Origin of the sequence: Vibrio sp. PID23_8, assembly GCF_003584965.1 — a bacterium.
Classification (GTDB): domain Bacteria; phylum Pseudomonadota; class Gammaproteobacteria; order Enterobacterales; family Vibrionaceae; genus Vibrio.
The window spans coordinates 71733-93828 of the sequence record NZ_LIXE01000008.1; the positions used below are offsets into that span (position 1 = coordinate 71733).

The following is a 22096-nucleotide window of genomic DNA, read 5'->3' on the forward strand; positions in this document are numbered from 1 at the left end:
TGTCACACCATTGTTTGCAAAATCATTACTTTGTTGAGCTTTCTGTAGTGTTGCATTTTGTTACTTAACCTGAATGTAGGTTACTAATTCAATTCTATAAAAGAGATAAGAAAATGGCTGGAGCGAGTTTACTCACGTTGTTGGATGACATAGCGACTGTATTGGATGATGTCGCCTTAATGTCTAAAGTCGCGGCAAAGAAGACCGCAGGTGTATTGGGTGATGATTTAGCATTAAATGCTCAGCAGGTATCAGGCGTTGCCGCTGAGCGAGAAATTCCGGTGGTTTGGGCGGTGGCTAAAGGATCATTTAGAAATAAACTTATCCTCGTCCCTGCAGCGTTACTAATTAGCGCTTTTATACCTTGGTTAATCATGCCTTTACTCTTGCTGGGGGGCTTATTTCTCTGTTTTGAAGGGGCAGAGAAAATTCTAGAAAAGCTTTTCCCACATGCACATAAACATGAAGAAAAACAAGACGAAGTCGATTCTGACGAGTCGGTCGAAGAATATGAGAAGAGAAAGGTCGCGGGAGCGATTCGTACCGATTTCATTCTTTCAGCTGAGATTATTGTTATCGCACTTGGCACTGTGACGGGCGCCAGCATGCTGACTCAAATTTTAGTCGTAAGCTTAATTGCATTGCTGATGACAATCGGTGTGTATGGGCTGGTGGCTGGCATCGTGAAACTCGATGATCTGGGCTTCTATCTTGAGCGCACATCGAAAGGTAAAGGAGTCAAAGCCAAGATTGGCAGCGTGCTGGTTAGTTTTGCACCAAAACTGATGAGGTTTTTGGGGATAGTCGGTACCGCCGCAATGTTCTTAGTCGGTGGTGGTATTGTGGTACACAATGTGCCTGCTGTTCACCATCTGATAGAACCCATCATTATGGATTTCCGAGGTCACACCATTGCGACAGCGATTGTACCGACGCTACTAAACGGTCTTGTCGGTGTTGTTGCAGGCCTTGCTGTTGTTGCGGTTTGGACAGTCGTAGAGAAAGTACGCGGTGAGTAATCTGAGTTCTGGTTATTTAGAGGCAGTGAGTATGAAAAGGCCCAAAGAAAAGGGTCATGCCCTTCCCAACTAGGTGTGGCAGATGACCCTTTTTTCATTTTGGAGGCGTGATTATTTCACTTCCCACTCAATCTTGTCGTTGGCACGAATAGGAACAACGATGTCGTTACCAAATGGCATCGTTTCTGGTACATCCCAAGAGGTTTTTTCAAGAGTGACGGTATCAGTGTTACGTGCGATGCCGTAGAAATCAGGGCCGTTAAAGCTTGCGAAGGCTTCTAGGTTCTCTAGCTTACCTTCTTTGTCGAACACTTCAGCATATAGCTCTAGTGCTGCGTGTGCAGTGTATGAGCCCGCACAGCCACAAGCTGACTCTTTTGCCCCTTTCGCATGTGGCGCAGAGTCCGTTCCCAGGAAGAATTTCTTGCTGCCGCTAGTTGCAGCTGCAATAAGCGCTTGTTGGTGGGTATTGCGCTTAAGAATTGGCAGGCAGTAGAAGTGAGGCTTAATACCGCCTACAAGCATGTGGTTACGGTTGAATAGTAGGTGGTGAGCGGTAATGGTTGCCGCAACGTTATCAGATGCGTTGGTGACGAAGTTTGCGGCATCTGCCGTTGTGATGTGCTCAAGAACGATCTTTAGGTTAGGGAAGTCATTAACGATTGGAGCAAGAACGGTATCAAGGAATTCCTTCTCACGGTCGAAGATATCTACGTGATTGTGGGTGACTTCACCGTGCACTAATAGAAGCATACCGACTTCTTCCATCGTTTCTAGAACGTGGTAAATGTTCTTCGCGTCAGTGACACCTGAATCTGAGTTGGTGGTTGCACCTGCAGGGTAAAGCTTTGCGGCGACGATTTTGCCCGTTGCTTTGGCTTTGCGTATTTCGTCAGGTGAGGTGTTGTCAGTCAGATAAAGTGCCATAAGTGGTTCGAATTGGTCACCGTGTGGTTCAGTAAGAATTCGATCACGGTAGGCGAGCGCCATTTCGGTATTGGTAACAGGTGGGACGGTATTTGGCATGATCAGCGCACGGCCGTTATAACGGCTAATATCGCGAACGGTGTCTTTTAGAACTTCACCATCGCGTAAGTGAACGTGCCAGTCGTCAGGACGAGTAATAGTCAGTGTTGTCATTAATGGCTCCCACCAGTGAAAATATGTGATTGGAGCCTAAACGCTGCATTTACCTCAAGAGCAAACGCTTGCGCTTAGGCGACAGGATGATAGAGGAAATGCACATCCATTTCATCCCATTTTTCACTTTTCTTTCTGCGGGGTTATTTCATCGTTAACCAACGTGCGTGAATTGTACCCGGTAGGAAGAAGAAAAACGTCAAAACGAGGTTGATGATAAAGTCCTTACTTAAGCCCTTCTCCATAAAAACTGCAACGGGTGGAAGAAAGATACACAGCAATATCAGAATGAGTTTATTTGTATCCATGGTTTAAACTCAGGATAAGTGACAATGGTGGCGTCAAAAAAAACTGACGAGATTGCATAAGCAATGACACAATTTGGCAATCCTTGTTTAGTTAGAAGCCTGCAAAATCATGGAACATTGTTCATCACAGGTGGTTTTTCTAAAACCTAGCTGATTGGTGTGGCTCTTTTATCGGCACTTGGGTCAAAGAGCCGATGGAGATAGAATAGTTTAATCATTAACGAATCGGTAGGAATAGGGTCGTGTCTCAGTCTGTGTTGTCTCAAATAAATGTATTTCCAGTAAAATCCGTTGGTGGCGTCTTGCTTTCGTCTGCGTGGGTAGAAAAGCAAGGGTTGAGTTTTGACCGTCGTTTTATGATTGCGAAAGCTGACGGGGCGATGGTCACTGCAAGGAAGCACCCACAAATGGTGACCATTAAGTCTGCCTTGTTGCCAGATGGTGTGGTATTCACCAGCCTTGAGGCGAAACCGCTAAAAATTCGTTATCAAGATTTCAAAATGCAGGAAACCCCAGCCACGGTTTGGAAGGATACGTTTACGGCTTTTACCACAACGGATGAAGCCGATGACTGGTTTAGCAAGGTATTGGGACTGCGTGTCGAGTTGTTGTTTACCGGAGAGCAATCGAATCGAGTACGAGAAAAGCTGGGTCATAATGTCAGCTTTGCAGATGGTTACCCAGTATTGGTGATCAGTGAAGCGTCACTAGAGGAGCTGAATCGCAGAAGCTCAGAACAGCACTCGATGGAACAGTTCCGCACCAATCTTGTCGTTGCCGGCACAAAGCCATTTGAAGAAGATTCATGGAAACGCATTCGAATTGGTGAAGTGGAATTTGAAACAGTTAAGCCTTGTGAGCGCTGCATCCTAACGACCGTAAACACACAACGCGGTACATTTCGTGAGAGTAAAGAGCCACTAAGAACATTGCAAGAATTTCGTGCCAATGAGCGTGGGGGTGTCTTCTTCGGACAAAATCTGGTTGCACGCAATGAGGGCATTATCCGTCAAGGCGACAAAGTCGAAGTATTGGAATACAAAGAACCGGAGTACTATCCAGACAACTCACCGAAACGAATGTCGCTTACTTGTGTTGAACGTGAAGCGATCGCCCGCGACTTCGTGACTTTTTGGCTAGAACCAAGCAAAGGCTTACTGCCCCCATATCTACCAGGCCAACATCTTCCAATTGATGTGGAAATAGACGGCAAGAAAGTGGGGCGTCGTTACACGCTTTCTTCTAGCCCATCAAGGCAGGGTCGATATGCCATTTCCGTCAAGCGAATTGCAGGAGGCCGAGTCTCCAATGCATTATTGGACAACTTGCAAGTTGGGGATGTCCTAGAAACAGGAACACCCGATGGCCAATTTCACTTGAAAGAACATAAAGCCCAACCATTATTATTGCTTTCTGCTGGGAGCGGTGTGACGCCAATGCTTTCGATGTTGCGTTATTTAGCCGATCAAAATCAGTTAGATGATGTTGTGTTCTATCATCAATGTCGAAGCGAGATGGATATTCCTTGCAAAGCGGAATTGGAGGCGCTTAAACGTCAGCATCCAGGATTAGATTTGAAAATCAGTTTGACCCAACCAACGATTGATTGGTTTGGTTTAAAAGGTCGCTTAAGCCTTTCTCATATCAAACTCATCAAAGACGTTGAACAGCGGCAAGTGTTTGTATGTGGCCCGGATGGCTTTATGCAAAAGGCGAAGAATCTGCTGTTGAAGAAAGGGTTACCAGAAGACAACTACCATCAGGAAGCCTTCGGTATTGCGGCAATGGCAGCGAGACCGGAAAAGAGGGTAGGGATTGAATTTAATGGTTTTAAACTGTTCGGCAACAATCAACAAACGTTACTGGAACAGATTGAAAATGCAGGCAAGCGTGTTTCAAATAGCTGCCGAGCGGGTTTATGCGGTGCTTGTAAGGTGCAGTTGGAGTCAGGTAAAGTTGATCATCCTGACGTTCCTGCACTCACCGATGAAGAGCGTGCAATGGGGACGGTTCTAGCTTGTTGCGCGATTCCAGAAACGGACGTCATAGTGACAGGCTAGCGCCTATTAACTAATAAAACGCCGCATAGGGTATGCGGCGTTTTTACCTGAGCGGTACGAAGCGGTTATTCGTAGTAGCACTATTTAGTCATAGATCGTAGGAATCGGTTGACGTTTGTGCTGGGTTGCCTTGTAGATAGAAACCAAACGATCGCTGACTTCTTGTGATACTGGTTTCCCCTCAAGAAAGTCATCAATCTGCTCGTAAGTCAGGCTTAGAGCATCTTCATCTGCTTTTTGCGGAGCAAGTTCTTCTAGGTCCGCTGTTGGGACTTTTTTCACCAGTAATTCAGGTGCACCTAGCGTTGCTGCAACTTCACGAACTTGACGTTTGTTTAGACCAAATAGAGGAGCCATATCACAGGCACCGTCACCAAATTTGGTGTAAAAGCCAGTAATGTTCTCTGCGGAGTGATCGGTACCAATGACCAAACCGCCAACATAACCAGCGATTTCATATTGCGCGATCATGCGAGCACGTGCTTTAACGTTACCTTTTACAAAATCTATTTTTGCTGCATCTGTAGGCAAAAGCCCCGTTCCCTCAAGTGCAACATGAGACGCCGCGTGGAGACCATCAACGCCTTCTTTGATGTTAACGGATACAGAGTGTGTTGGTTGGATGAAAGAGAGCGCCAGTTGCGCTTCATCTTCATCCTTCTGCTCACCGTAAGGCAGTCGAACAGCAATAAACTGATAGTGTTGGTGGCCTGATTCTTCATTCAACTGGTCAACAGCAATTTGTGCTAGGCGGCCACACGTTGTTGAGTCAACACCACCACTGATGCCAAGCACAAGTGACTTACAACCGGCTTCTTGAAGCTTACGCTTAATAAAAGCGACACGGCGCTCAATTTCGAAATGCGGGTCAATTGATGGCAATACACGCATTTCATCGCGGATGGACTGTTCCATTTAAGGTTCCTTTTCCTGCAAATATGTCAGACACCAAAATCCATTTTAATAGATTTTACAACGGCAGGCGTTTATCGTTCACAAATGGCGCAAAACCATTCAATTGATGTTCATAAACGTCGCTTTGGTGTCAAAAGCTTTAAAGATTTGTAGTATCATACCGAATTCATCGAATTAGAAAACACCCTTCAACCAGGTAATCACCGGATATGAAAAAAATCGCCGTTTTTGGCAGCGCATTTAACCCGCCTAGCTTAGGACACAAGAGCGTAATCGAGTCACTGAGCCACTTTGATCTTGTGTTGCTAGAGCCCAGTATTGCACACGCTTGGGGCAAAAATATGTTGGATTACCCAATACGGTGCAAACTGGTCGATGCTTTTATTGAGGACATGGGGCTTTCTAATGTTCAACGATCAGATTTAGAGCAAACTTTGTACCAGCCTGGGCAACGTGTGACGACATTTTCGTTATTAGAAAAAATTCAAGAAACTCATGAGCAAGCCGATATAACTTTTGTTATCGGTCCTGATAATTTCTTCAATTTTGCTAAATTTTATAAAGCAGAAGAGATTATGGGGCGTTGGTCTGTTATGGCGTGTCCAGAAAAGATAAAAATCAGAAGTACGGACATTCGTAATGCATTGTTGCAGGGCAAAGATATCAGTGCATATACGACCCCAACAGTCAGTGAATTATTGCTAAGCGAAGGCTTATATAAAGAAACATTATCTGGTAACTAAGAGGTCAGATTCTCATGGTCAGAATGGTGGTATTTAGTGCATGCGCGCTGCTTGTGGCCACACAGGCGAGTTCTGCTTGTAACTATTTGTCTGATCGGTCGGTTGTTTTTGTGAATAACACCATGCCTGTTTGCGAAGACGCTTTTGATAGCGTTGGTGTGCTCAGTGTCGATACGCTCAGTTGGTATGAAGAGATAAAAGTGACGGATGAGCTAACTGATAACTATTGGGATGAGTGGGCGATTAAATCGCTAGATACGCCATTACTCACGAAAAACCATAAAAACAATTACTTTGGTTTAGGTGTCTGGATGCCAGAAGAGTTGCAAGGCGATGAAAATAAAATGACCACAGAGGAATGGCTACGCAGCCATGGCTTGATGTTTAGTGTTGGTTTTGGTGATAAAAATGATGGCGAACCACGGATGCGTTTTGATTATCGCTGGCACGAGTATTACGACGCGGACTGGATGATGCAAATCGAAGTGCCGTTCTAACCCACGTTAACTGATTGAAGGGCTCACATTATGTACGCCCTTTTTGTAATTCTGTTCGACAATGAACGGTAAAACCTAGAGTACTTCTCCAAACACCAAGTAGCATAACTGCTCATATTCTTCTTCATTGCCCGCAAATAATTGCTCGACAATATCTGCTTGCTTTAAGCCAGATAGTTTCATTTTTCTAGCTTCACGAAGTGTTAACACTAGGCACAACTCTCTTGAAATGCGCTCCTCACTCCCTGGCTTCCACTGATTAATGGAAGTGGTTAGAGGGGAGGTGTTCAAGCTAGGTTTTAGGGTAAGCGCCTCATGTTTAACAACGGTCAATAAATCAAGTTGATATGTACTACGTTCTTTCGTAGTGGAGAGTTTTTCCGCGAGGGCTTTCAATAATACCGAAGGCGTTACAAAACCCGCTTGGTGTGCGAATGAGTCTTTCAAGCGGACAGAGAAATCACAGCGATTGACACGAGTGTTAGGTAAAAAAGTGAGGGAGCTCAAACATCCCTGTGGAATCCAAAAATATTGACCCGGTTCGATGGCATACTCCTGCCTACCCAATTTTATGATCGCCAAACCTTCTACAACAGATAGCAAACTGTGTTTGAGCGCATTTTTACGTGCTGTTACATGCAGAAAAGGGAAGTGAGCGTCGTGAAATTCAATTGCGTAGTTCATTATGAATACCAGAGTTTTTGGGCCGCTAAGAGTACCGCTAAAGCATTTGAATGCCAACCGGGTAACAGATTTTTTTGACAAGTTAAATTGTAATACGACTGGTATGACCATGTTAAAAGTATGGGTTGAACTGCTGCGGCGTGGCAAAACAATGCGTAGAATGTGCCAGCTTTTTTTGAAATGAAATGAAATAAATAATGACAACCAATACCGATCCCTATATTGAAATTCGTCCATACAATGACGAAGAGATTCCAGCGGCGCTAGACCGTCTGATCCAAGACGATGAATTCATCAGTGCAATTTTAAAGCACCGCTTTGCGAATAAAGCTGGTTGGTTTAAAGCATTGATGAGCCCAGTTATCCGCCTCTACTTAAAAGCGAAGTGGAGTAAACTGAAGTCGGTGGAGGCCATTCAGTTAGAAGTAAAGAAATATCTTCGAGATACCTTAGATGCGACAACGGATGGCGTGACCTTTTCTGGCTTAGATAAGTTAGACAAAAATACGTCTTACCTCTTTATTTCTAACCACCGTGATATTGCGATGGACCCAGCGCTTGTTAACTATGGTTTACACCAAAATGATCACCGAACGGTACGTATTGCTATTGGTGATAACTTACTTAAGAAGCCATGTGCGACTGAACTGATGAAACTGAATAAAAGTTTCATCGTCAAACGTTCGGCAAGAGCGCCACGAGAGATGATGAAGGCCCTAGGGCAACTCTCTAGCTACATCAAACACTCTCTGGATACAGGGAACTCAATTTGGATTGCTCAAAAAGAAGGCCGCGCGAAAGATGGGAACGACTTTACCGATCCAGCGATTCTCAAAATGTTTCATGTGGAAGGCCGAAAACATAAAATTAGCTTTGGTGAGTATACGCGTTCTTTGAAAATTGTTCCTGTTTCTATCTCGTACCAAAACGATCCTTGTGATATCGCCAAGGCTAAAGAGTTGTATGAGAAAGCAGAGAATGGTCGCTATGAAAAAGGCGAATTTGAAGACATTGAGAGCATCATCCAAGGAATCATAGGCTACAAAGGTAAAGTGCACGTTTCTTTTGGGGATGTCATTGACCAAGAGTTTGAAACGCCAGATGCCTTGGCGGCAGAAATCGATCGTCAAATCCATCACAACTACCGTGTGTTCCCAATCAATCTGCTAGCCGCAGGGCGTGAAGATGAGAGCATTACCGACTCTGTGAGAGCTCAACTGGCTGAGAAGTTAGAGAAATTACCGACTGGCGCGCAAACCTATTTGGTTGCGAGCTATGCGAATCCGGTAAACAATCAGGAATAGTCAACGCGGAACTCCGATCCGTGGCAGTGAAGCAGTGAGAGGCGAAGTCTAAATAGGGTTTATCTGTTGATTCTATACTCGTTTCTCACCTTAATTCTTTACTACGGCGCGACAGCGCCACCTAGTGTTAGGTTGCGAGGCCATTTTGATATTTTGTTTCCACCTAAAAAGATATTCCCTTTAACGGTCATCATATCTGGAAATTGAGTAAGTGAAGAACCACCAATATAGAGGTTTCCATCCACGATTAACCCTTCTGGTAATGCCGTTAATGGTGTACGAATGACACTCAAGTCTCCTTTCACTCGTAGCCTTGCAGGGAGACTTTTTAGGGGAGTATCTGTTAAATTTAAGTACCCACCCAGTTTAATCCCTATAGGCCAACGCTCAATTTTACTGCCCAATAAATCGGCATAACCTTTTATCTTTGTGCCGGGGCTGATGGTTTTCAATGCACTATGCTTCGCTTCTAAATTACCACTGACATCTAGCGCTTTAGGTAACTTAGTGATGGGGGTTTGTGAGATATTCAAGTTACCCTTCACCGCTAAGCCATCGGGCAACTGACGATAGGGTTTATTCCTCAGGTCAAGGTTGCCATAGTTATCGGTATGACCAAATTTGGAATAGTAGTCGAGTTCATAGGCGGTAGGTGAACCACTGACAGCCATTAATGTTAATAATAATGGGACAACACGCATCGTCGACACTTCTAAATTTAAAAACATGAAAAGCATAGCGTAAAGCAACTTGCGCATCTAGAGCCTGACTTACCAATAGTATGAGATGCTGCCAAGAACATAAAAGATCTACCTGCTAGTATGCTTAAATCTATTTGAGGAGATATGCATGAATTTGAAATCGATTTTAATAATGATCATGAGCTTGGCGTCGTTGTCGGTTTCTGATGCAGTGGTGGCAAAGTCTTATAGTACACCAGAGCTGGGAGCCTTCATCGCAGCGGATGGCAAGGTCGGACAGCGTATTTGTTACTATGATGATAAAGCTTATACCGAGGGGGCGATGCTTAAAGTCGACAATGTACTTTTGGTTTGTGCGGAGGCCAATGATTTTGAATCCAATGGTGCACTTAAGTGGGTCATACTTAAGAAACAACCGTGAGGCGGTACTCACCGAAGTTAAAAAAGCGAGCGAGTGCTCGCTTTTATCCATGACTAGCGCATTAGAGAGCGAGTCTTTAGTTCAAAGATTAGCTTTTCAGCGCTGACTTCAAACTTGAATCGAGCGGTTAGCTCTTTTGATTCTTCAGTCAGTTCAGATGTGTTGTATTCAACATCTGCACATACTGATTTAGCCAATTCAACGTATTTTTCTAACTCTGCTTCCAATGTTGCTTTTGACTCTGCGAAAATCGTTACGTCAGCAACATCGTCGCCTTCTTTGATGATAAAGCCCATCTCGCCAGCACAACCACAAGCTTCACATACTTGATTTTGTTCTAATTCGATACTCATAACAAATCCTCATGTAAATACTGTGGGTATTCTATCAGGTATTTGATCTGTATCTACAAAAATGAACGTTTTTGGACAAAAATAGAACAGCATGTTATGTTGTTAATCAAAAGTAATAGGCTATGTTTCGATGCTTATAGGAAAATAGTGTGATGCCTGTCAATGTTTAAAAGCAATTAACCAACATATTAGAGAGATTTTCGTTTGATTGGTTGAACTGGAATTCAATTTATAAGACTATTTCCGATTGATTGTTTTTATACAATTATCACTCTTAATCTTAACATAGTTTTGATGAATGATTTGGTGTAAAGTTTTGATGGGATGAATTTTTACCATGTTTTTAGTCACATATAGTGATAGTCCTATTACTATGGTTCGCACTGGAATACAGTGCAAATGGGGTATGTTGGTTCCTAATATAAGATTAGGGGCGCGAAGTAGATACTGTTAAGGGTGATTTTCATTCTAGCTTCATCGAAAAGTGAGTTAGATGGATTTATGAAGAGAAGAGCTTAGAATATGCCAAAGCGTAGTAAAGAAGATACCGAAATTACTATTCAGAAGATTATGGATGCCGTTGTTGATCAACTTTTAAGACTTGGTTACGACAAAATGTCTTACACAACGTTGAGTCAGCAGACGGGGGTATCACGTACGGGTATTAGCCACCATTTCCCTAAGAAAACGGATTTTACCGCGGCACTCGATGGTCGTATCTTTAAAATGTTCGTCGATCATTTGGAGTTTGATAAAGGCTTAGAGGTGTTTTCTCAGAGCTGGATTAAGGCTCTTGATGATTCAGAATTTTTGGCGATCTTACGCCTATTATTCCATCATATTGTTACTTCAGAAAATGCTCATGAGTTTGCTGCTAATGGTATAGACCGTTTGTACAAAATGGCAGAAAGTCAATTTGGAGACGGCAGCGCGAGAGAAATTGAGTGGTTGCTTGGCCGATCATTGATTCAAATGAGCAAGTAACTCAAACACCATAGACCAACCCCGCAACGATGCGGGGCTTCTTTTTTCTTTTCGTTAAAACCTTTCGGGTGTATCAGGTGATAATGTCCTTGATTTGTCCTCCTCCAACATGGCCACAAAATAGTTGTAATCATTAGGTGTAACGCGAAATAATGAATGTGGAAGGGAAGTTAAGTCACTCGGGTATATACGGATTTCTTTTGATCTTGGAACAAAAGCATGAGACCCATAAGTAAGGAACTAGCCGAGATTTGCTACCCATTCATTTATGAAGCCAGCCCAGTGTGTGACTGTGAAATTGCTGCTGATGAGCTATGCAGCCGCATTGGGTTAGTACTAACGATGGAGTTGGATGATTTTAGTCGCAATATCCTGACTTGATTACAGCCTAACGTGTATCACATATTAATGACCTTTATCAGGTTGCAGAGACGGAGTTTGTGTCTCGCAGCTACACAATGCCAAAGAAGTAAACTAAGAAGCCATGGCTTTGGCTTCTAACTCTTTTGCCCCTCGAAGCATGGCTTCCACCAGTTCACCTGCGTTGAATTTCTCAAGTGCCTCGTGTGCACCGACTTGGTGAGCGCGATCAACACAAATCTCACTCGACAGGGAAGTGTGAAGAATACGGTAAGAGTGGTTCAGCGCGGCATCATTTTGAACTTCAAAGGCAAGCTCGTATCCGTCTAAGCCAGGCATTTCAATATCGCTGACCAACAAGTCGATAGGACGATTAGCGGCGGCATCATGTTTCATCAATGCCAATGCATCAGTTCCGTTTTTACAGATTTGGTAAGGAATGTTGATGCTATCTAACGCATCACAGAGCTGTTTTCGTGCGATGGCGGAATCATCAACCAGTAAGATATTCAATGCTTTCAATCGCTCGCGCTCAATGTCCGTTAGCATTGGAATTTTCGCATTTTCATACTGTGGATAGATTTTTGAAAGTAGCAGTTCGACATCCAACATCTGAACAATGTTATCTTCATAACGAGTGATACCCGTAACAAAGATATTGTTACCAGCGCTTTCTGGCGGCGTTTCAATTGTTTTCCAGTCGCATTCGATGATTTTTTCAATGCCACGAACCATGAAGGCGACGACGGTTCTTAGGCAGTCGGTCACAATCAAGTAGCAGTCTTGGTACTCTTCTTCGTGCATAGGGCGAAAACCAATCGCTGCCGCCATGTCGATCACGGGGACGGTTAAATTACGAATCGTAACGGTCCCGATTACGTGATAATGTGAATAAGGAATTTTAGTCGTAGGCAGATAAGGAACAATTTCACGAACTTTTAGGGTGCCTATTGCAAAGTGCTGTTGCAGGGTGAGTTTAAATACCAGCATTCCCTGTGATTGATTCGCTTTGCTAATGACTTTAGTCATAAAATATCCTTATCTATACTGCTGATTTATGACGCTAATCTAATCTTATAAGGCGACAGCTTCAACCGTTTAGCAGAGAAAAGTTAGCTTTTGAAGCAATCTTCCTAATTTGAGTGGATATCGTGTGAATGGCCACACAGTATTTCACTAAATTATCAGTTTTTCCTTGCTCATTTTTCGCTCCAAAATAGAGCTGTATGTGAGAAATTATTGGCGATATCAGGTCAATTCGGTAAACTTGCTCGATCCGAACAGTGAGAGACAGGCACATGGCAAATACAGCAGCGGCTTTGCACATTCTTGTGAAGCATAAAGAACAAGCTGAAGACATCATTGCGCAACTTAAAAAAGGCGCTAAATTCCAGGCGTTAGCAAAGAAATACTCGACTTGCCCATCTGGTAAACGTGGTGGCGACCTAGGTGAGTTTCGACGTGGTCAAATGGTGCCACAGTTCGATAAAGTTTGTTTTTCCGGTGAAGTGCTAACGCCACACCTTGTGAAGACCAAATTTGGTTGGCACGTCGTTAAGGTCTTGTACCGTACCTAATAAAAAATAGCGCGTTTATCGCGCTATTTTTGTATTTACCGCCCTTTATTCGCGCTCCTCTCGTTATCTTTTCGAGCCTTTGTCGACTTTCCTATCTATTTATAAATTGCACCGATCGTGATGTAAGTAACAGTTTTGCTTTCTTAAATGTTTGTTACATAGCGAGTGATTTCTCCATTGCTACATTCTTCTTGAGCTAAGGCGTATTAGTGAGAATGGAGGCTGGGCAGAAGATGTCATCTTTAAAAGTGACTATAAAACAGGGGTTTATGCACTGGTTTTTTGTAGTTTTGATGATGGTTTGGGCGCTAACATAGCTTATTAAACCTTTACAGGGGATGAGCTACGCCCTGTTTTTCCCCCTAGCAGAAACGCAAAAGGGGTGAGGGAGGCGCGTCAATAGTTCTTATAATTTTGGCTATTGGATTCGCTCACGATGAATTCGAGTAACAATGGGTGAGCGAACGCGACGAGGAGAGAAACATGAGTGGCTTACAGGACACACAATCAACGGGTGCCAATGTTATCTTGCATGCTTTTGATTGGAAGTATGTTGACATTGCCCAACGCGCAGCGGAGATCAGCGAGCTAGGTTATGGCTCGGTATTGGTTTCACCACCAATGAAAAGCGCACAAGACGAACGCTGGTGGCAGCGTTACCAACCTCAAGACTATCGTGTTATCGACAATGCGCTCGGTAATACCACAGATTTTAAAAGCATGGTTGAAGCGCTCGACCGTGCAGGCGTATTAGTTTATGCCGATGTCGTTTTTAATCACATGGCAAACGAAGCACATCTACGCTCGGACCTACAATATCCGCGCCAATCAGTGATGGATGACTACCAGAAAAATACGGACAAGTATCAAGACCTGATTCTATTTGGTGACTTATCTGAGCCGCTGTTTGATGAAAATGATTTTGTTGAAGCCTTTGGTATCACAGATTGGAAAGACAAGTGGGAAGTGCAGAACGGACGAATTACCGGAGGCCCGACTGATCCTGGCTTGCCGACACTTCGAGTTTGTGACGACGTCGTTAAACAGCAGCGTGCTTATCTTAACGCATTAAAAGTACTCGGTGTGAAAGGCTTCCGTATTGATGCGGCTAAACACATGACTTTGGAACATCTAAAGCGGGTTTGGACCGAAGACATTACCCATGATATCCATATTTTCGGTGAAATCATTACTGATGGTGGGGCTACAGAAGAAGAGTACGAACTGTTTCTTGAGCCATATTTGAAAGAGACGCGTTTGGGAGCCTACGATTTCCCTTTGTTCTCAACCATCTTTAAGGCGTTCTCCAAGAAGGGCAGCTTCAAATCTTTGATTGACCCTTATTGTTTTGGTCAGGCGTTATCGAATGGTCGGGCAATTACGTTCGCCATTACCCATGACATCCCGAACAACGATGTGTTCTTGGACTTGATCATGGATGAAGAGGACGAGTGGTTAGCGTATGCCTATATTCTTGGTCGTGATGGCGGTGTGCCGCTGATTTACACCGACCTCGATACTAGCGGTATTAAAGGAAAAGATGGCAAACCAAGATGGAAGAATACGTGGAAAGACTCAAGAATGGCGAAGATGATCGCGTTTCATAACCGAGTTCATGGTGAGCCGATGATGGTGCTAGAAGGCAACGATGATATGTTAGTACTTCAACGGGGTGAGAAGGGAATTTTGGTGTTGAATAAATCTGCTCGACCTCAATCGTTGTTGCTGCAAGGAGGCAACGATCTAGTCGATATGATATCCAACTTGAAGGTAGCTAGTGGGCAAGAGGTGAAGGTTGCAGCTAAATCCGCCATGCTTTTAGTGTCTGAATAATATGTGTTTAAAAAGCGACTAAATGCCGAGTATGGTATTTAGTCGCGTCGTGTTCACCGCTTTACCATGAGCATTACTAAGGAGCTGATTTAATCAACTCAAAACCAGTCTTAGTGAAATATCACCATCGTCTAACACGCCATCTTCAACAAAACCAAAATTTCGGTAGAGCTTTCTAGCTTGTTGATTGGACGGCTTATGCATAGTGAGAAGGGTTTTCCACCGAGATCCTTTATTTCTTCAACAAGAAGGTTGAGTACTTGTGTTCCATAGCCTTTATTTTGATGATCTTTATCGATCATAAAACGGAACAGCCAGTAGATAGAATAATCCAGTGGCTCATCTTCATGACAAAACGCCAATAGACCAATAACCGTCTCTTGTTCATAAATCACTTTCAACTGGTAATCGATTTCGAAGTGAGACTGGGCAATCGTAATGGCATTGGACGCGAGGCTATCTTCCTGTTTTGGATGCAAATTGAGCCGGATGCAATCCAAGTAGTTTTCTTTGGTTAGCTCTCTAAGTGAGATCATAAAAACGTCGTTCCTCCTTCCCAGTATTCCCATACCTAATGATGGGTATCGCAATTGGCTCTTTCATCTACGGTTTCATTCCGACTGATCTGATCGTAGAGTACGCAGGTGAAGCTAAGTGGTACGCGATTCCAGTTGCCGCTGTGGTTGGCATTCCATTGTACATTCGAGCAGAAGCGGTGATTCCACTAAGTGCGGCGCTAGTACAAAAAGGCATGGCGTTGGGCTCAGTCATGGCGCTTATCATTGGTAGCGCGGGCGCAAGTCTTACAGAAGTGATTTTGCTAAAATCTATCTTTAAGAACCAAATGATTGCGGCGTTTCTATTCGTGATTCTAAGCATGGCGATTAGTGCAGGATACCTATACACCTTTATTTTTGCTTAAAAGAATAAAGCTGAATACGCACGATTGCTTTCAAACAAAAATCCCCGAGCCTAGACTCAGGGATTTGTTTATTCCTTGTGGCTCATTAACTTCACATTCACAGTGTATTTCAAACTCGTGAGACGGTAAGAACAAAACGCATACTGTTTGATCGTTGTTCGATAATTTAGTTGCGGTTTTTTTAATCAAGATCAATCTTCAGCGTAATTTAATCTTTGGATCACATGCCTTCATCTATACTTCTAAAAGGTAGCCCATTGGAGGATCAAGGAGGCACCATGATTACCGTGCATCGTGAATACAGTTTGAAGAATAGCCTAGACTTGCATGCTAGCGTTGAAGTCAATCCAGTTGGAATGTTGGAAGTCGATATCATTGAGCTGGGTGAGCATCATACGACGGATTTTGGTGACTTGTCTTTTGAAAGTCGTGGTAGCGAAACCAAAGTGTGTGGGAAAGAAGGCAACGTGCCGTGGCAATTCAACCTTGCGAAAAAAGATGCGTTGGAGCTTTCTCACCTAGTTGATGAAGCCAATGAAGAATATGAGACCTTAATGAGTGATCTTATGTAACTTCAGTTGATGCTTAGACGAGAAAAAACCTCCCGCGGGAGGTTTTCATTTTATGGGGGGGCTTCTGTTGGAGTCGGCAAATCTGGAACGTTTTCACCATCAAACTTGTCTGCGTAGCTCTTCGGTGGTGGTGTCCAACCTCGTTCTGATCGCGAGAGTTTATCGTGCCGGTCTTTTCGCATCTCTTCGGCCATTTTCTCTTCTAGGTGAATAAACAGCTGAAGGAAGTTATTGTCATAGCGCTCACCTTTTGAATCATCGGCCCATGCTTCGTACAGAATATTGGATTTTCTATCTTCGACACGCTTATAAGTGGTTTTTTGTTGTTCAACAAAGAACGGATGAATACCAAGCAGCTTCATCGCATGACCACCAACTTCTAATGCAGAGTGGTAAGTCTCTGATTCTATAATATCCGCTCCTGCCTGACGGAGACGGTAGCCATGACCGCGGTCGAATGCACGTGCGATGATTTTCACCTGAGGGTAAGTGTGTTTGATGTATTTCACCAATTCGACACTTGATTCTTGGTTATCAATCGCGACAACAATTGCCGAGGCCTGTTTAATGCCAGCGGTATGAAGCATATCGGGACGCGTTGCATCACCAAAGTAAGCACGGGTGCCAATTTGGCGCATGTTGTCAATTTGGCTCGCTTGGTGATCCAGAACGACGGTCTTTACACCATTGGATACTAAGAGACGGTTGATGATCTGACCAAAACGACCAATACCCGCGATGATAACCGTGCCTTGCTCTTCAATAGTATCGATTTCACGTTCGTTCGATTCACTTTGATGGCGAGGAAGAATCACTCTATCAAACAGAATAAATAACCCCGGAGTAAGGAACATCGAGATAGCCACGACGAGGGCTAATGTTTGAGATAGCTCGAATGGAATAACGTGGTTTTGTACTGAGAAACTTAATAGCACAAAACCGAATTCACCCGCTTGCGCTAAGCTCAACGCGAACAACCAACGGTTGCTCCCTTTAATGCGAAATATAAACGCTAAAATGAGCAAAATGGACGCTTTTAGTAGCATGACGCCGAGCGTGAGAGCGATGATTAAACCGAAGTCACTAAATAGGACAGAGAAATCGATGCCTGCACCAACCGTGATAAAGAACAGGCCGAGCAACAAGCCCTTAAAGGGTTCAATATTTGACTCAAGCTCATGGCGGAATTCACTATTTGCCAAGACGACACCTGCGAGGAAAGTTCCCAAAGCCGGTGATAGACCAACTAAACTCATCAGGGCAGCAATACCGATCACCAGCATCAACGCTGTAGCCGTGAATATCTCACGCAGACCTGAGCTTGCGACATAGCGGAATAATTGGCGACTCAGGAAATGGCCGCCAACGACCACGAGAGCAATCGAAGCGGTAATCGCTAAGCCATATGTCCAACCAGGCAATCCAGCGACCAAGCTTAACTCTTCATGATGCTCTGCCGCCGTTTGCGCAGCGGATTGTGCTTGCTCTACTAATTCGGGCAATGCTAGGAGGGGGATAAAGGCTAGCATTGGAATGACGGCGATATCCTGGAAAAGAAGTACAGAGAACGCGTTCTGACCACCTTCTGTTTTGGTCAACCTTTTTTCGCTGAAGGTTTGTAGCACAATGGCGGTTGAAGATAAGGCGAAAATCAAGCCGATGGCTAAAGCAACGGTCCAAGGCTGCCCAACATAAAGCGCAATCCCCATGATCACAGCAGCAGTACCACCAACTTGCAAACCACCTAAGCCCATTAGACGATTGCGCATTGCCCAGAGCATTTTGGGCTCTAGTTCCAAACCGACGAGAAATAACATCATCACCACACCGAACTCAGCGAAGTGCTGAATGGTGGTGGTCTCTTTGCCGACTAGACCAATGATGGGGCCAATAATCACACCGGCAATTAAGTAGCCGAGTACAGACCCCAACCCCAAGCGCTTCGCTAAAGGAACGGCAATCACTGCCGCTATTAGGTAGATAAAAGCTTGTAAGAAAACCCCAGTCATGATGCTCCCTTAATCAGTTCTGGTAAGGCGCTGTTGAGCTTAATGAGTGATGCTGCTGCTTTGATATTGAGTTTGTCTTCGACTAACGCGGTGAGCAGAGTCCGGTAGCGTTCAAGATGATGGGGGATTCGACCTTCTTCTAGCGCGGTGCGAGAACCAAACAAAGCAAGAGGGGCAATATAGTTCATTCCGGTTAGTGAAGACATTTGTTCGATAGGTGCAAGTAGCTCCCGAATGGTAAAGTGGTTGTAGCCTTCGGCTTTGTAGGCTTCTTCTTTACCGCCCGCAGAAAGCACGCATAGCATCGTTTTTCCCCGCAATTCTGTACCTTCTGTGCCATAAGCAAAACCGTATTCAAGCACAAGATCCTGCCACTCTTTTAAGATAGAAGGGGTGGAGTACCAATAGAGAGGAAACTGAAAAATCACCACATCATGATCGCATAAGCGTTGTTGTTCTCGGTCGATATTAATATTGAAATGAGGATACTCACTGTACAGATCGACGCACGTCACTCCTTCAATTTCTTGGGCGGCTTTGAACATAGGGGCGTTCACTTCGGAGCGGTGTTGGGAAGGATGCGCAAAGAGAATGAGTACTTTTTTATTTATCATAGAAATCCTTGCTGTGTGCCCAAACTATTTTTGGTATAAGAATGAGAGACTTTAATGATTGTAACAAACTGTAACTCATATCTCATTCGCTCGCCAGCATCGCCCACATAGAAACCGTGTTAGGCGTCAACTATGAGATCAGTCACTCCCCGAAAGAGCTTTTGACCAAAGCTATTGTTCAGGATGCATTTTGCGCTTATGTACGTAAGGATCATCCGCTAAAAGGTGGACGCTTACAGATTACGGATTGTGAGAACTTAGAGTTCGCCACCATCATTGCAGCCGACTGGAACTCCAACGTTTCATTTGCGAAAAATTATAAAGGTCAAAGGTGTAGAGCCTAACATTGCTTTCGTTGTGAACTGCCTTTCGCCATTGTGGATGTAGTCGAAAACTCGGATATGGTATTTCCTGCCTCAAAGACGCTGAATGCCGAGAAACTTTCTTATCTATGTCGGATCGAATTCAAGTACGGTGGGATGGTTATTAAGCCCGCCTTGCAGGCTTGCTATCATCACAAAAATCTGAGCAATGTCACAGTGCATTGGTTACGCGGTATCGTTACAGAGATTATCAAAAACAACTTAGACTCGAGAACTCACCATTAATAACCACCGGTTATTACCCCATTTACTTGGGTTTATTAATAAACCGTCGTTAATGGCGGGTTACCTATTACCGGAATAACCCTCTAAGCCATTTGCTGAGAGGGTCACTATACCGAAACAATCTCAAGGTACTTGGTTATAGATTATCGTTTGATGTTGTAGCGAGCCATTGTGGCTTCTTCTGTCGATACGACGGTTTTACCAATCGGTGCGAGAGAAATGACCGCCAGTTTTAGGTGTTGAAGTGCAAACGGAATACCGATGATCGTTACAAAGCATGCCACGGCAGAAAGTACATGACCGATTGCTAACCAGATACCCGCAAACACAAACCAAATCACATTACCGATCACCCCGAGCGGGCTAGTGCCGATGTCCATCTCGTTCGTGAGTTCATCTCGTGAAACGGCTTCTTTGCCGAATGGGAAAAACGAGAAGTTACCCATTACGAAGCAAGCGCGTCCCCATGGAATGCCGATGATACTGATGAATGCCAGTAGCCCGAAGAACCACCATAGCAAACCCATGAATACGCCACCGAATACAAACCAGATGATGTTGCCGAGTGTTCTCATTTAAAACCCTTTTGATTTATAGCGTTAAGTTAAGTATGTCATATAAACATTAACCGAGGATGAATAATTGCAATGAGATTGCACTATTGATATCCAGCATGTCCAAGTTCAGGTTACTTGGGAATAGCACATTGGAGCGTTGAAACGACAGATAAAAAAGGCTCTCAACGTGTATTGAGAGCCTTCAATACTTAGGCCTTAACCATAGTTAAACGCGGTACAGGTTTGTCATTAATCGGCAGGTGAATCAGTGCGGCGATCAACGCAAGAACCACGGTAGACCACCAGATAGGCTCGTATGAGCCGTAGTAATCGTAAATTCGGCCGCCCACCCAAGCTCCCAAGAAACTGCCGACCTGGTGAGTGAAGAACACCAGACCATAAAGGGTCGATAGGTAACGTGAGCCGAAGATTTGGCGAACCAGGCCAGAAGTCAGCGGCACTGTCCCAAGCCAGCAGAAACCGATTGCGCCACCAAAAATAGCTGCCGTCTGTTCAGTGACAGGTAGCGTCACAAAAGCGGCAATCACAATGGTGCGCATCAAGTACAGTGCTGACATTACGTGGCGTTTGTTAAAGCGATCACCCATTACCCCCCAGAAATAGGAGCCAAAGATATTGAAGATACCAACGTAAGCTAATGCCATTGCTGCAGTTGACGCTGGTAAGTTCTTATCTGCTAAATAACTAGGTAGGTGAGTGGCAATAAACATCACGTGGAAACCACACACAAAAAATCCGGCATGAATCAACCAGTAACCTTTATGAGCAAAGGCTTCTTTCAATGCTTCTTTCAGTGTTTGATTGTCTTCTGGTGCATTGGTAGCGGCATTGGCTTTTGGCTTTGCCGTCCTCATGAATAGGGCAAACACCACCATAAAGCTACATAGCACAGCGAATGCTTGCATTGCCCCTTGCCAGCCAAAGTCGCTCATTAGTGTCTGTGCGCCTGGGATCATGGCAAACATACCAAATGAACCAGCGGCCGTGGTTAAACCGAATGCTTTTGCAGCATGCTCTGCTGGTACGACTTTCGCGACGGCACCCAGAACGATCACGTAGCTGGTGGCACTCAGACCAAGACCAACAAGTACACCCAGTGATAGGTACATCATGGTTGGTGCAACGGCCATCGATGTCAGAAACAGTCCCAAAGCGTAAGAGATGGCACCTAAAATGATAATACGCTTTGCTCCCCAACGGTCGGCTGCCATACCCACAAAAGGCTGGAAAACACCAAACAATAGGTTTTGCAATGCTATCGCAAAGCTAAAGAACTCACGCCCGGTTTGAAAGTAGTCGGAAATTGGCATCATAAAAATGCCAAATGATTGTCTGATCCCTAGACAGATAATTAGAATCCCTATTCCCAGCCAAACTAGGAGTGGAAACCGGAAAATACTCATAAATTGCTCTTATTAATGATGGTGGTGATGAGAGTGTTCTTTATTGTCACCTGTAGTTTGGTGACAGCCACTGTTAATGGCTTGTGCTGCCAGAATTTCCAATAACTTAGGAGAGTTATGGACAATGATTAATGACAAGCACAACATGACCGATATCCTCAGCACCTGAGCGAAAATGGATTGAGAAAAAAGCATGCATTGTGCGCTCACGTAAAAAAATGAGCGCGAAGTGTAGTGATAAACCAGTAATGACGCAAATGACAAAAAGTGGAATAGGTTATGCGTTTAATGCATGTGTAAGGGAGGGAGAAGCGTTTTTTTGGAGTTTGCGTATGGCTATTGAACAATCATCGATTTGAGATTCATCTTTTATCACGTAAAATAGCGCAGGTTTGCTTCGTATAACCCCAATAATATGGATTGGGGATCTCTACCAGTTCCCGCAAAGTGCTGATTACGAAGAGTTGAGGTCACAGTGGATCTTACTCTTT

The 22096-nt window shown here is 44.2% G+C and carries 23 protein-coding genes, 2 pseudogenes and 1 riboswitch; of the genes and pseudogenes, 12 read left to right on the plus strand and 13 right to left on the minus strand.

Features of this window, described 5'->3' with window-relative positions:
• The first annotated feature begins 113 nt into the window (after positions 1–113).
• A complete protein-coding gene (locus AK966_RS13980; RefSeq protein WP_099080378.1) occupies positions 114–1019 on the plus strand; it encodes a DUF808 domain-containing protein in 906 nt (301 codons plus the stop codon).
• 111 nt (positions 1020–1130) lie between these two features.
• Here AK966_RS13980 and pyrC read toward each other — a convergent pair whose 3' ends face one another.
• Both pyrC and AK966_RS13995 read right to left on the minus strand, forming a co-directional pair.
• Positions 1131–2159 (minus strand): dihydroorotase, encoded by a 1029-nt coding sequence (gene pyrC, locus AK966_RS13985; RefSeq protein ID WP_099080377.1) that lies wholly within the window; start codon positions 2157–2159, stop codon positions 1131–1133.
• Between the two features lie 143 nt (positions 2160–2302).
• Entirely contained in the window at positions 2303–2467 is a 165-nt protein-coding gene (locus AK966_RS13995; protein WP_099080376.1) for a YqaE/Pmp3 family membrane protein, read from the minus strand.
• A 242-nt stretch (positions 2468–2709) separates the two neighbouring features.
• On the opposite strand from AK966_RS13995, the gene AK966_RS14000 reads away from it, so the two are divergent.
• Entirely contained in the window at positions 2710–4527 is a 1818-nt protein-coding gene (locus AK966_RS14000) for a hybrid-cluster NAD(P)-dependent oxidoreductase (RefSeq protein WP_119464371.1), read from the plus strand.
• Between the two features lie 84 nt (positions 4528–4611).
• Here the strand turns inward: AK966_RS14000 and nadE are convergent, their stop codons facing one another.
• Positions 4612–5442, minus strand: a complete 831-nt coding sequence (nadE, locus tag AK966_RS14005; RefSeq protein WP_119464372.1) for an ammonia-dependent NAD(+) synthetase — start codon at positions 5440–5442, stop codon at positions 4612–4614.
• Between the two features lie 209 nt (positions 5443–5651).
• Between nadE and AK966_RS14010 the strand changes: the two genes are divergently transcribed.
• Together AK966_RS14010 and AK966_RS14015 are read left to right on the plus strand one after the other, a co-directional pair.
• Entirely contained in the window at positions 5652–6185 is a 534-nt protein-coding gene (locus AK966_RS14010; RefSeq protein WP_099080373.1) for a nicotinate-nicotinamide nucleotide adenylyltransferase, read from the plus strand.
• 14 nt (positions 6186–6199) lie between these two features.
• Positions 6200–6682 (plus strand): hypothetical protein, encoded by a 483-nt coding sequence (locus tag AK966_RS14015; protein ID WP_119464373.1) that lies wholly within the window; start codon positions 6200–6202, stop codon positions 6680–6682.
• 75 nt (positions 6683–6757) lie between these two features.
• Here the strand turns inward: AK966_RS14015 and AK966_RS14020 are convergent, their stop codons facing one another.
• Entirely contained in the window at positions 6758–7366 is a 609-nt protein-coding gene (locus AK966_RS14020; protein ID WP_099080371.1) for an AraC family transcriptional regulator, read from the minus strand.
• Positions 7367–7563: 197 nt separating this feature from the next.
• On the opposite strand from AK966_RS14020, the gene AK966_RS14030 reads away from it, so the two are divergent.
• Complete coding sequence (locus AK966_RS14030) at positions 7564–8670, plus strand: 1-acyl-sn-glycerol-3-phosphate acyltransferase (protein WP_119464374.1); 1107 nt, start codon at positions 7564–7566, stop codon at positions 8668–8670.
• A 101-nt stretch (positions 8671–8771) separates the two neighbouring features.
• Here the strand turns inward: AK966_RS14030 and AK966_RS14035 are convergent, their stop codons facing one another.
• The gene (locus AK966_RS14035; RefSeq protein ID WP_099080445.1) at positions 8772–9371 is read right to left on the minus strand and encodes a hypothetical protein; all 600 of its coding nucleotides are present in this window, start codon (positions 9369–9371) and stop codon (positions 8772–8774) included.
• A gap of 148 nt (positions 9372–9519) precedes the next feature.
• Between AK966_RS14035 and AK966_RS14040 the strand changes: the two genes are divergently transcribed.
• Entirely contained in the window at positions 9520–9792 is a 273-nt protein-coding gene (locus AK966_RS14040) for a YnjH family protein (RefSeq protein ID WP_119464375.1), read from the plus strand.
• 53 nt (positions 9793–9845) lie between these two features.
• On the opposite strand, the gene AK966_RS14045 is transcribed toward AK966_RS14040, so the two are convergent.
• The gene (locus AK966_RS14045; protein ID WP_099080367.1) at positions 9846–10145 is read right to left on the minus strand and encodes a YfcZ/YiiS family protein; all 300 of its coding nucleotides are present in this window, start codon (positions 10143–10145) and stop codon (positions 9846–9848) included.
• A 522-nt stretch (positions 10146–10667) separates the two neighbouring features.
• On the opposite strand from AK966_RS14045, the gene AK966_RS14050 reads away from it, so the two are divergent.
• Together AK966_RS14050 and AK966_RS14055 are read left to right on the plus strand one after the other, a co-directional pair.
• A complete protein-coding gene (locus AK966_RS14050) occupies positions 10668–11129 on the plus strand; it encodes a TetR/AcrR family transcriptional regulator (RefSeq protein WP_099080366.1) in 462 nt (153 codons plus the stop codon).
• A 219-nt stretch (positions 11130–11348) separates the two neighbouring features.
• Positions 11349–11507 (plus strand): annotated as a pseudogene (locus AK966_RS14055) (ATP:cob(I)alamin adenosyltransferase); the annotation flags it as partial.
• A 96-nt stretch (positions 11508–11603) separates the two neighbouring features.
• Here AK966_RS14055 and AK966_RS14060 read toward each other — a convergent pair.
• The gene (locus AK966_RS14060) at positions 11604–12518 is read right to left on the minus strand and encodes a chemotaxis protein (protein WP_099080365.1); all 915 of its coding nucleotides are present in this window, start codon (positions 12516–12518) and stop codon (positions 11604–11606) included.
• Between the two features lie 269 nt (positions 12519–12787).
• On the opposite strand from AK966_RS14060, the gene ppiC reads away from it, so the two are divergent.
• Positions 12788–13066, plus strand: coding sequence for a peptidylprolyl isomerase PpiC (gene ppiC, locus AK966_RS14065; protein WP_099080364.1), 279 nt, complete (start codon positions 12788–12790; stop codon positions 13064–13066).
• 483 nt (positions 13067–13549) lie between these two features.
• The gene (locus AK966_RS14070; RefSeq protein ID WP_119464376.1) at positions 13550–14899 is read left to right on the plus strand and encodes an alpha-amylase family protein; all 1350 of its coding nucleotides are present in this window, start codon (positions 13550–13552) and stop codon (positions 14897–14899) included.
• A 131-nt stretch (positions 14900–15030) separates the two neighbouring features.
• Here AK966_RS14070 and AK966_RS14075 read toward each other — a convergent pair whose 3' ends face one another.
• Positions 15031–15435 carry a GNAT family N-acetyltransferase gene (locus AK966_RS14075; RefSeq protein ID WP_259343775.1) on the minus strand — a complete coding sequence of 135 codons (405 nt, stop codon included), beginning with the start codon at positions 15433–15435 and terminating at the stop codon, positions 15031–15033.
• Between the two features lie 23 nt (positions 15436–15458).
• On the opposite strand from AK966_RS14075, the pseudogene AK966_RS14080 reads away from it, so the two are divergent.
• Both AK966_RS14080 and AK966_RS14085 read left to right on the plus strand, forming a co-directional pair.
• Positions 15459–15821: pseudogene (locus tag AK966_RS14080) on the plus strand (permease); the annotation flags it as partial.
• 278 nt (positions 15822–16099) lie between these two features.
• Positions 16100–16393, plus strand: coding sequence for a hypothetical protein (locus AK966_RS14085; RefSeq protein ID WP_119464377.1), 294 nt, complete (start codon positions 16100–16102; stop codon positions 16391–16393).
• A 50-nt stretch (positions 16394–16443) separates the two neighbouring features.
• Here the strand turns inward: AK966_RS14085 and AK966_RS14090 are convergent, their stop codons facing one another.
• The 5 genes from AK966_RS14090 to AK966_RS20340 all read right to left on the minus strand — a co-directional run bounded on the left by AK966_RS14090 (position 16444) and on the right by AK966_RS20340 (position 21800).
• Positions 16444–18402: a monovalent cation:proton antiporter-2 (CPA2) family protein gene (locus tag AK966_RS14090; protein WP_119464378.1), complete on the minus strand. Its 1959-nt coding sequence runs from the start codon at positions 18400–18402 to the stop codon at positions 16444–16446.
• Positions 18399–19016 carry an NAD(P)H-dependent oxidoreductase gene (locus AK966_RS14095; RefSeq protein WP_099080359.1) on the minus strand — a complete coding sequence of 206 codons (618 nt, stop codon included), beginning with the start codon at positions 19014–19016 and terminating at the stop codon, positions 18399–18401. The genes AK966_RS14090 and AK966_RS14095 overlap by 4 nt, the downstream gene beginning before the upstream one ends.
• A gap of 751 nt (positions 19017–19767) precedes the next feature.
• Positions 19768–20199: a YccF domain-containing protein gene (locus AK966_RS14100; RefSeq protein WP_099080358.1), complete on the minus strand. Its 432-nt coding sequence runs from the start codon at positions 20197–20199 to the stop codon at positions 19768–19770.
• Positions 20200–20390: 191 nt separating this feature from the next.
• Positions 20391–21605 (minus strand): MFS transporter, encoded by a 1215-nt coding sequence (locus AK966_RS14105; protein ID WP_119464379.1) that lies wholly within the window; start codon positions 21603–21605, stop codon positions 20391–20393.
• A 12-nt stretch (positions 21606–21617) separates the two neighbouring features.
• Positions 21618–21800, minus strand: a complete 183-nt coding sequence (locus tag AK966_RS20340; protein ID WP_310648447.1) for a hypothetical protein — start codon at positions 21798–21800, stop codon at positions 21618–21620.
• Positions 21801–21982: 182 nt separating this feature from the next.
• Positions 21983–22082, plus strand: a riboswitch (purine riboswitch).
• Positions 22083–22096 lie beyond the last annotated feature (14 nt).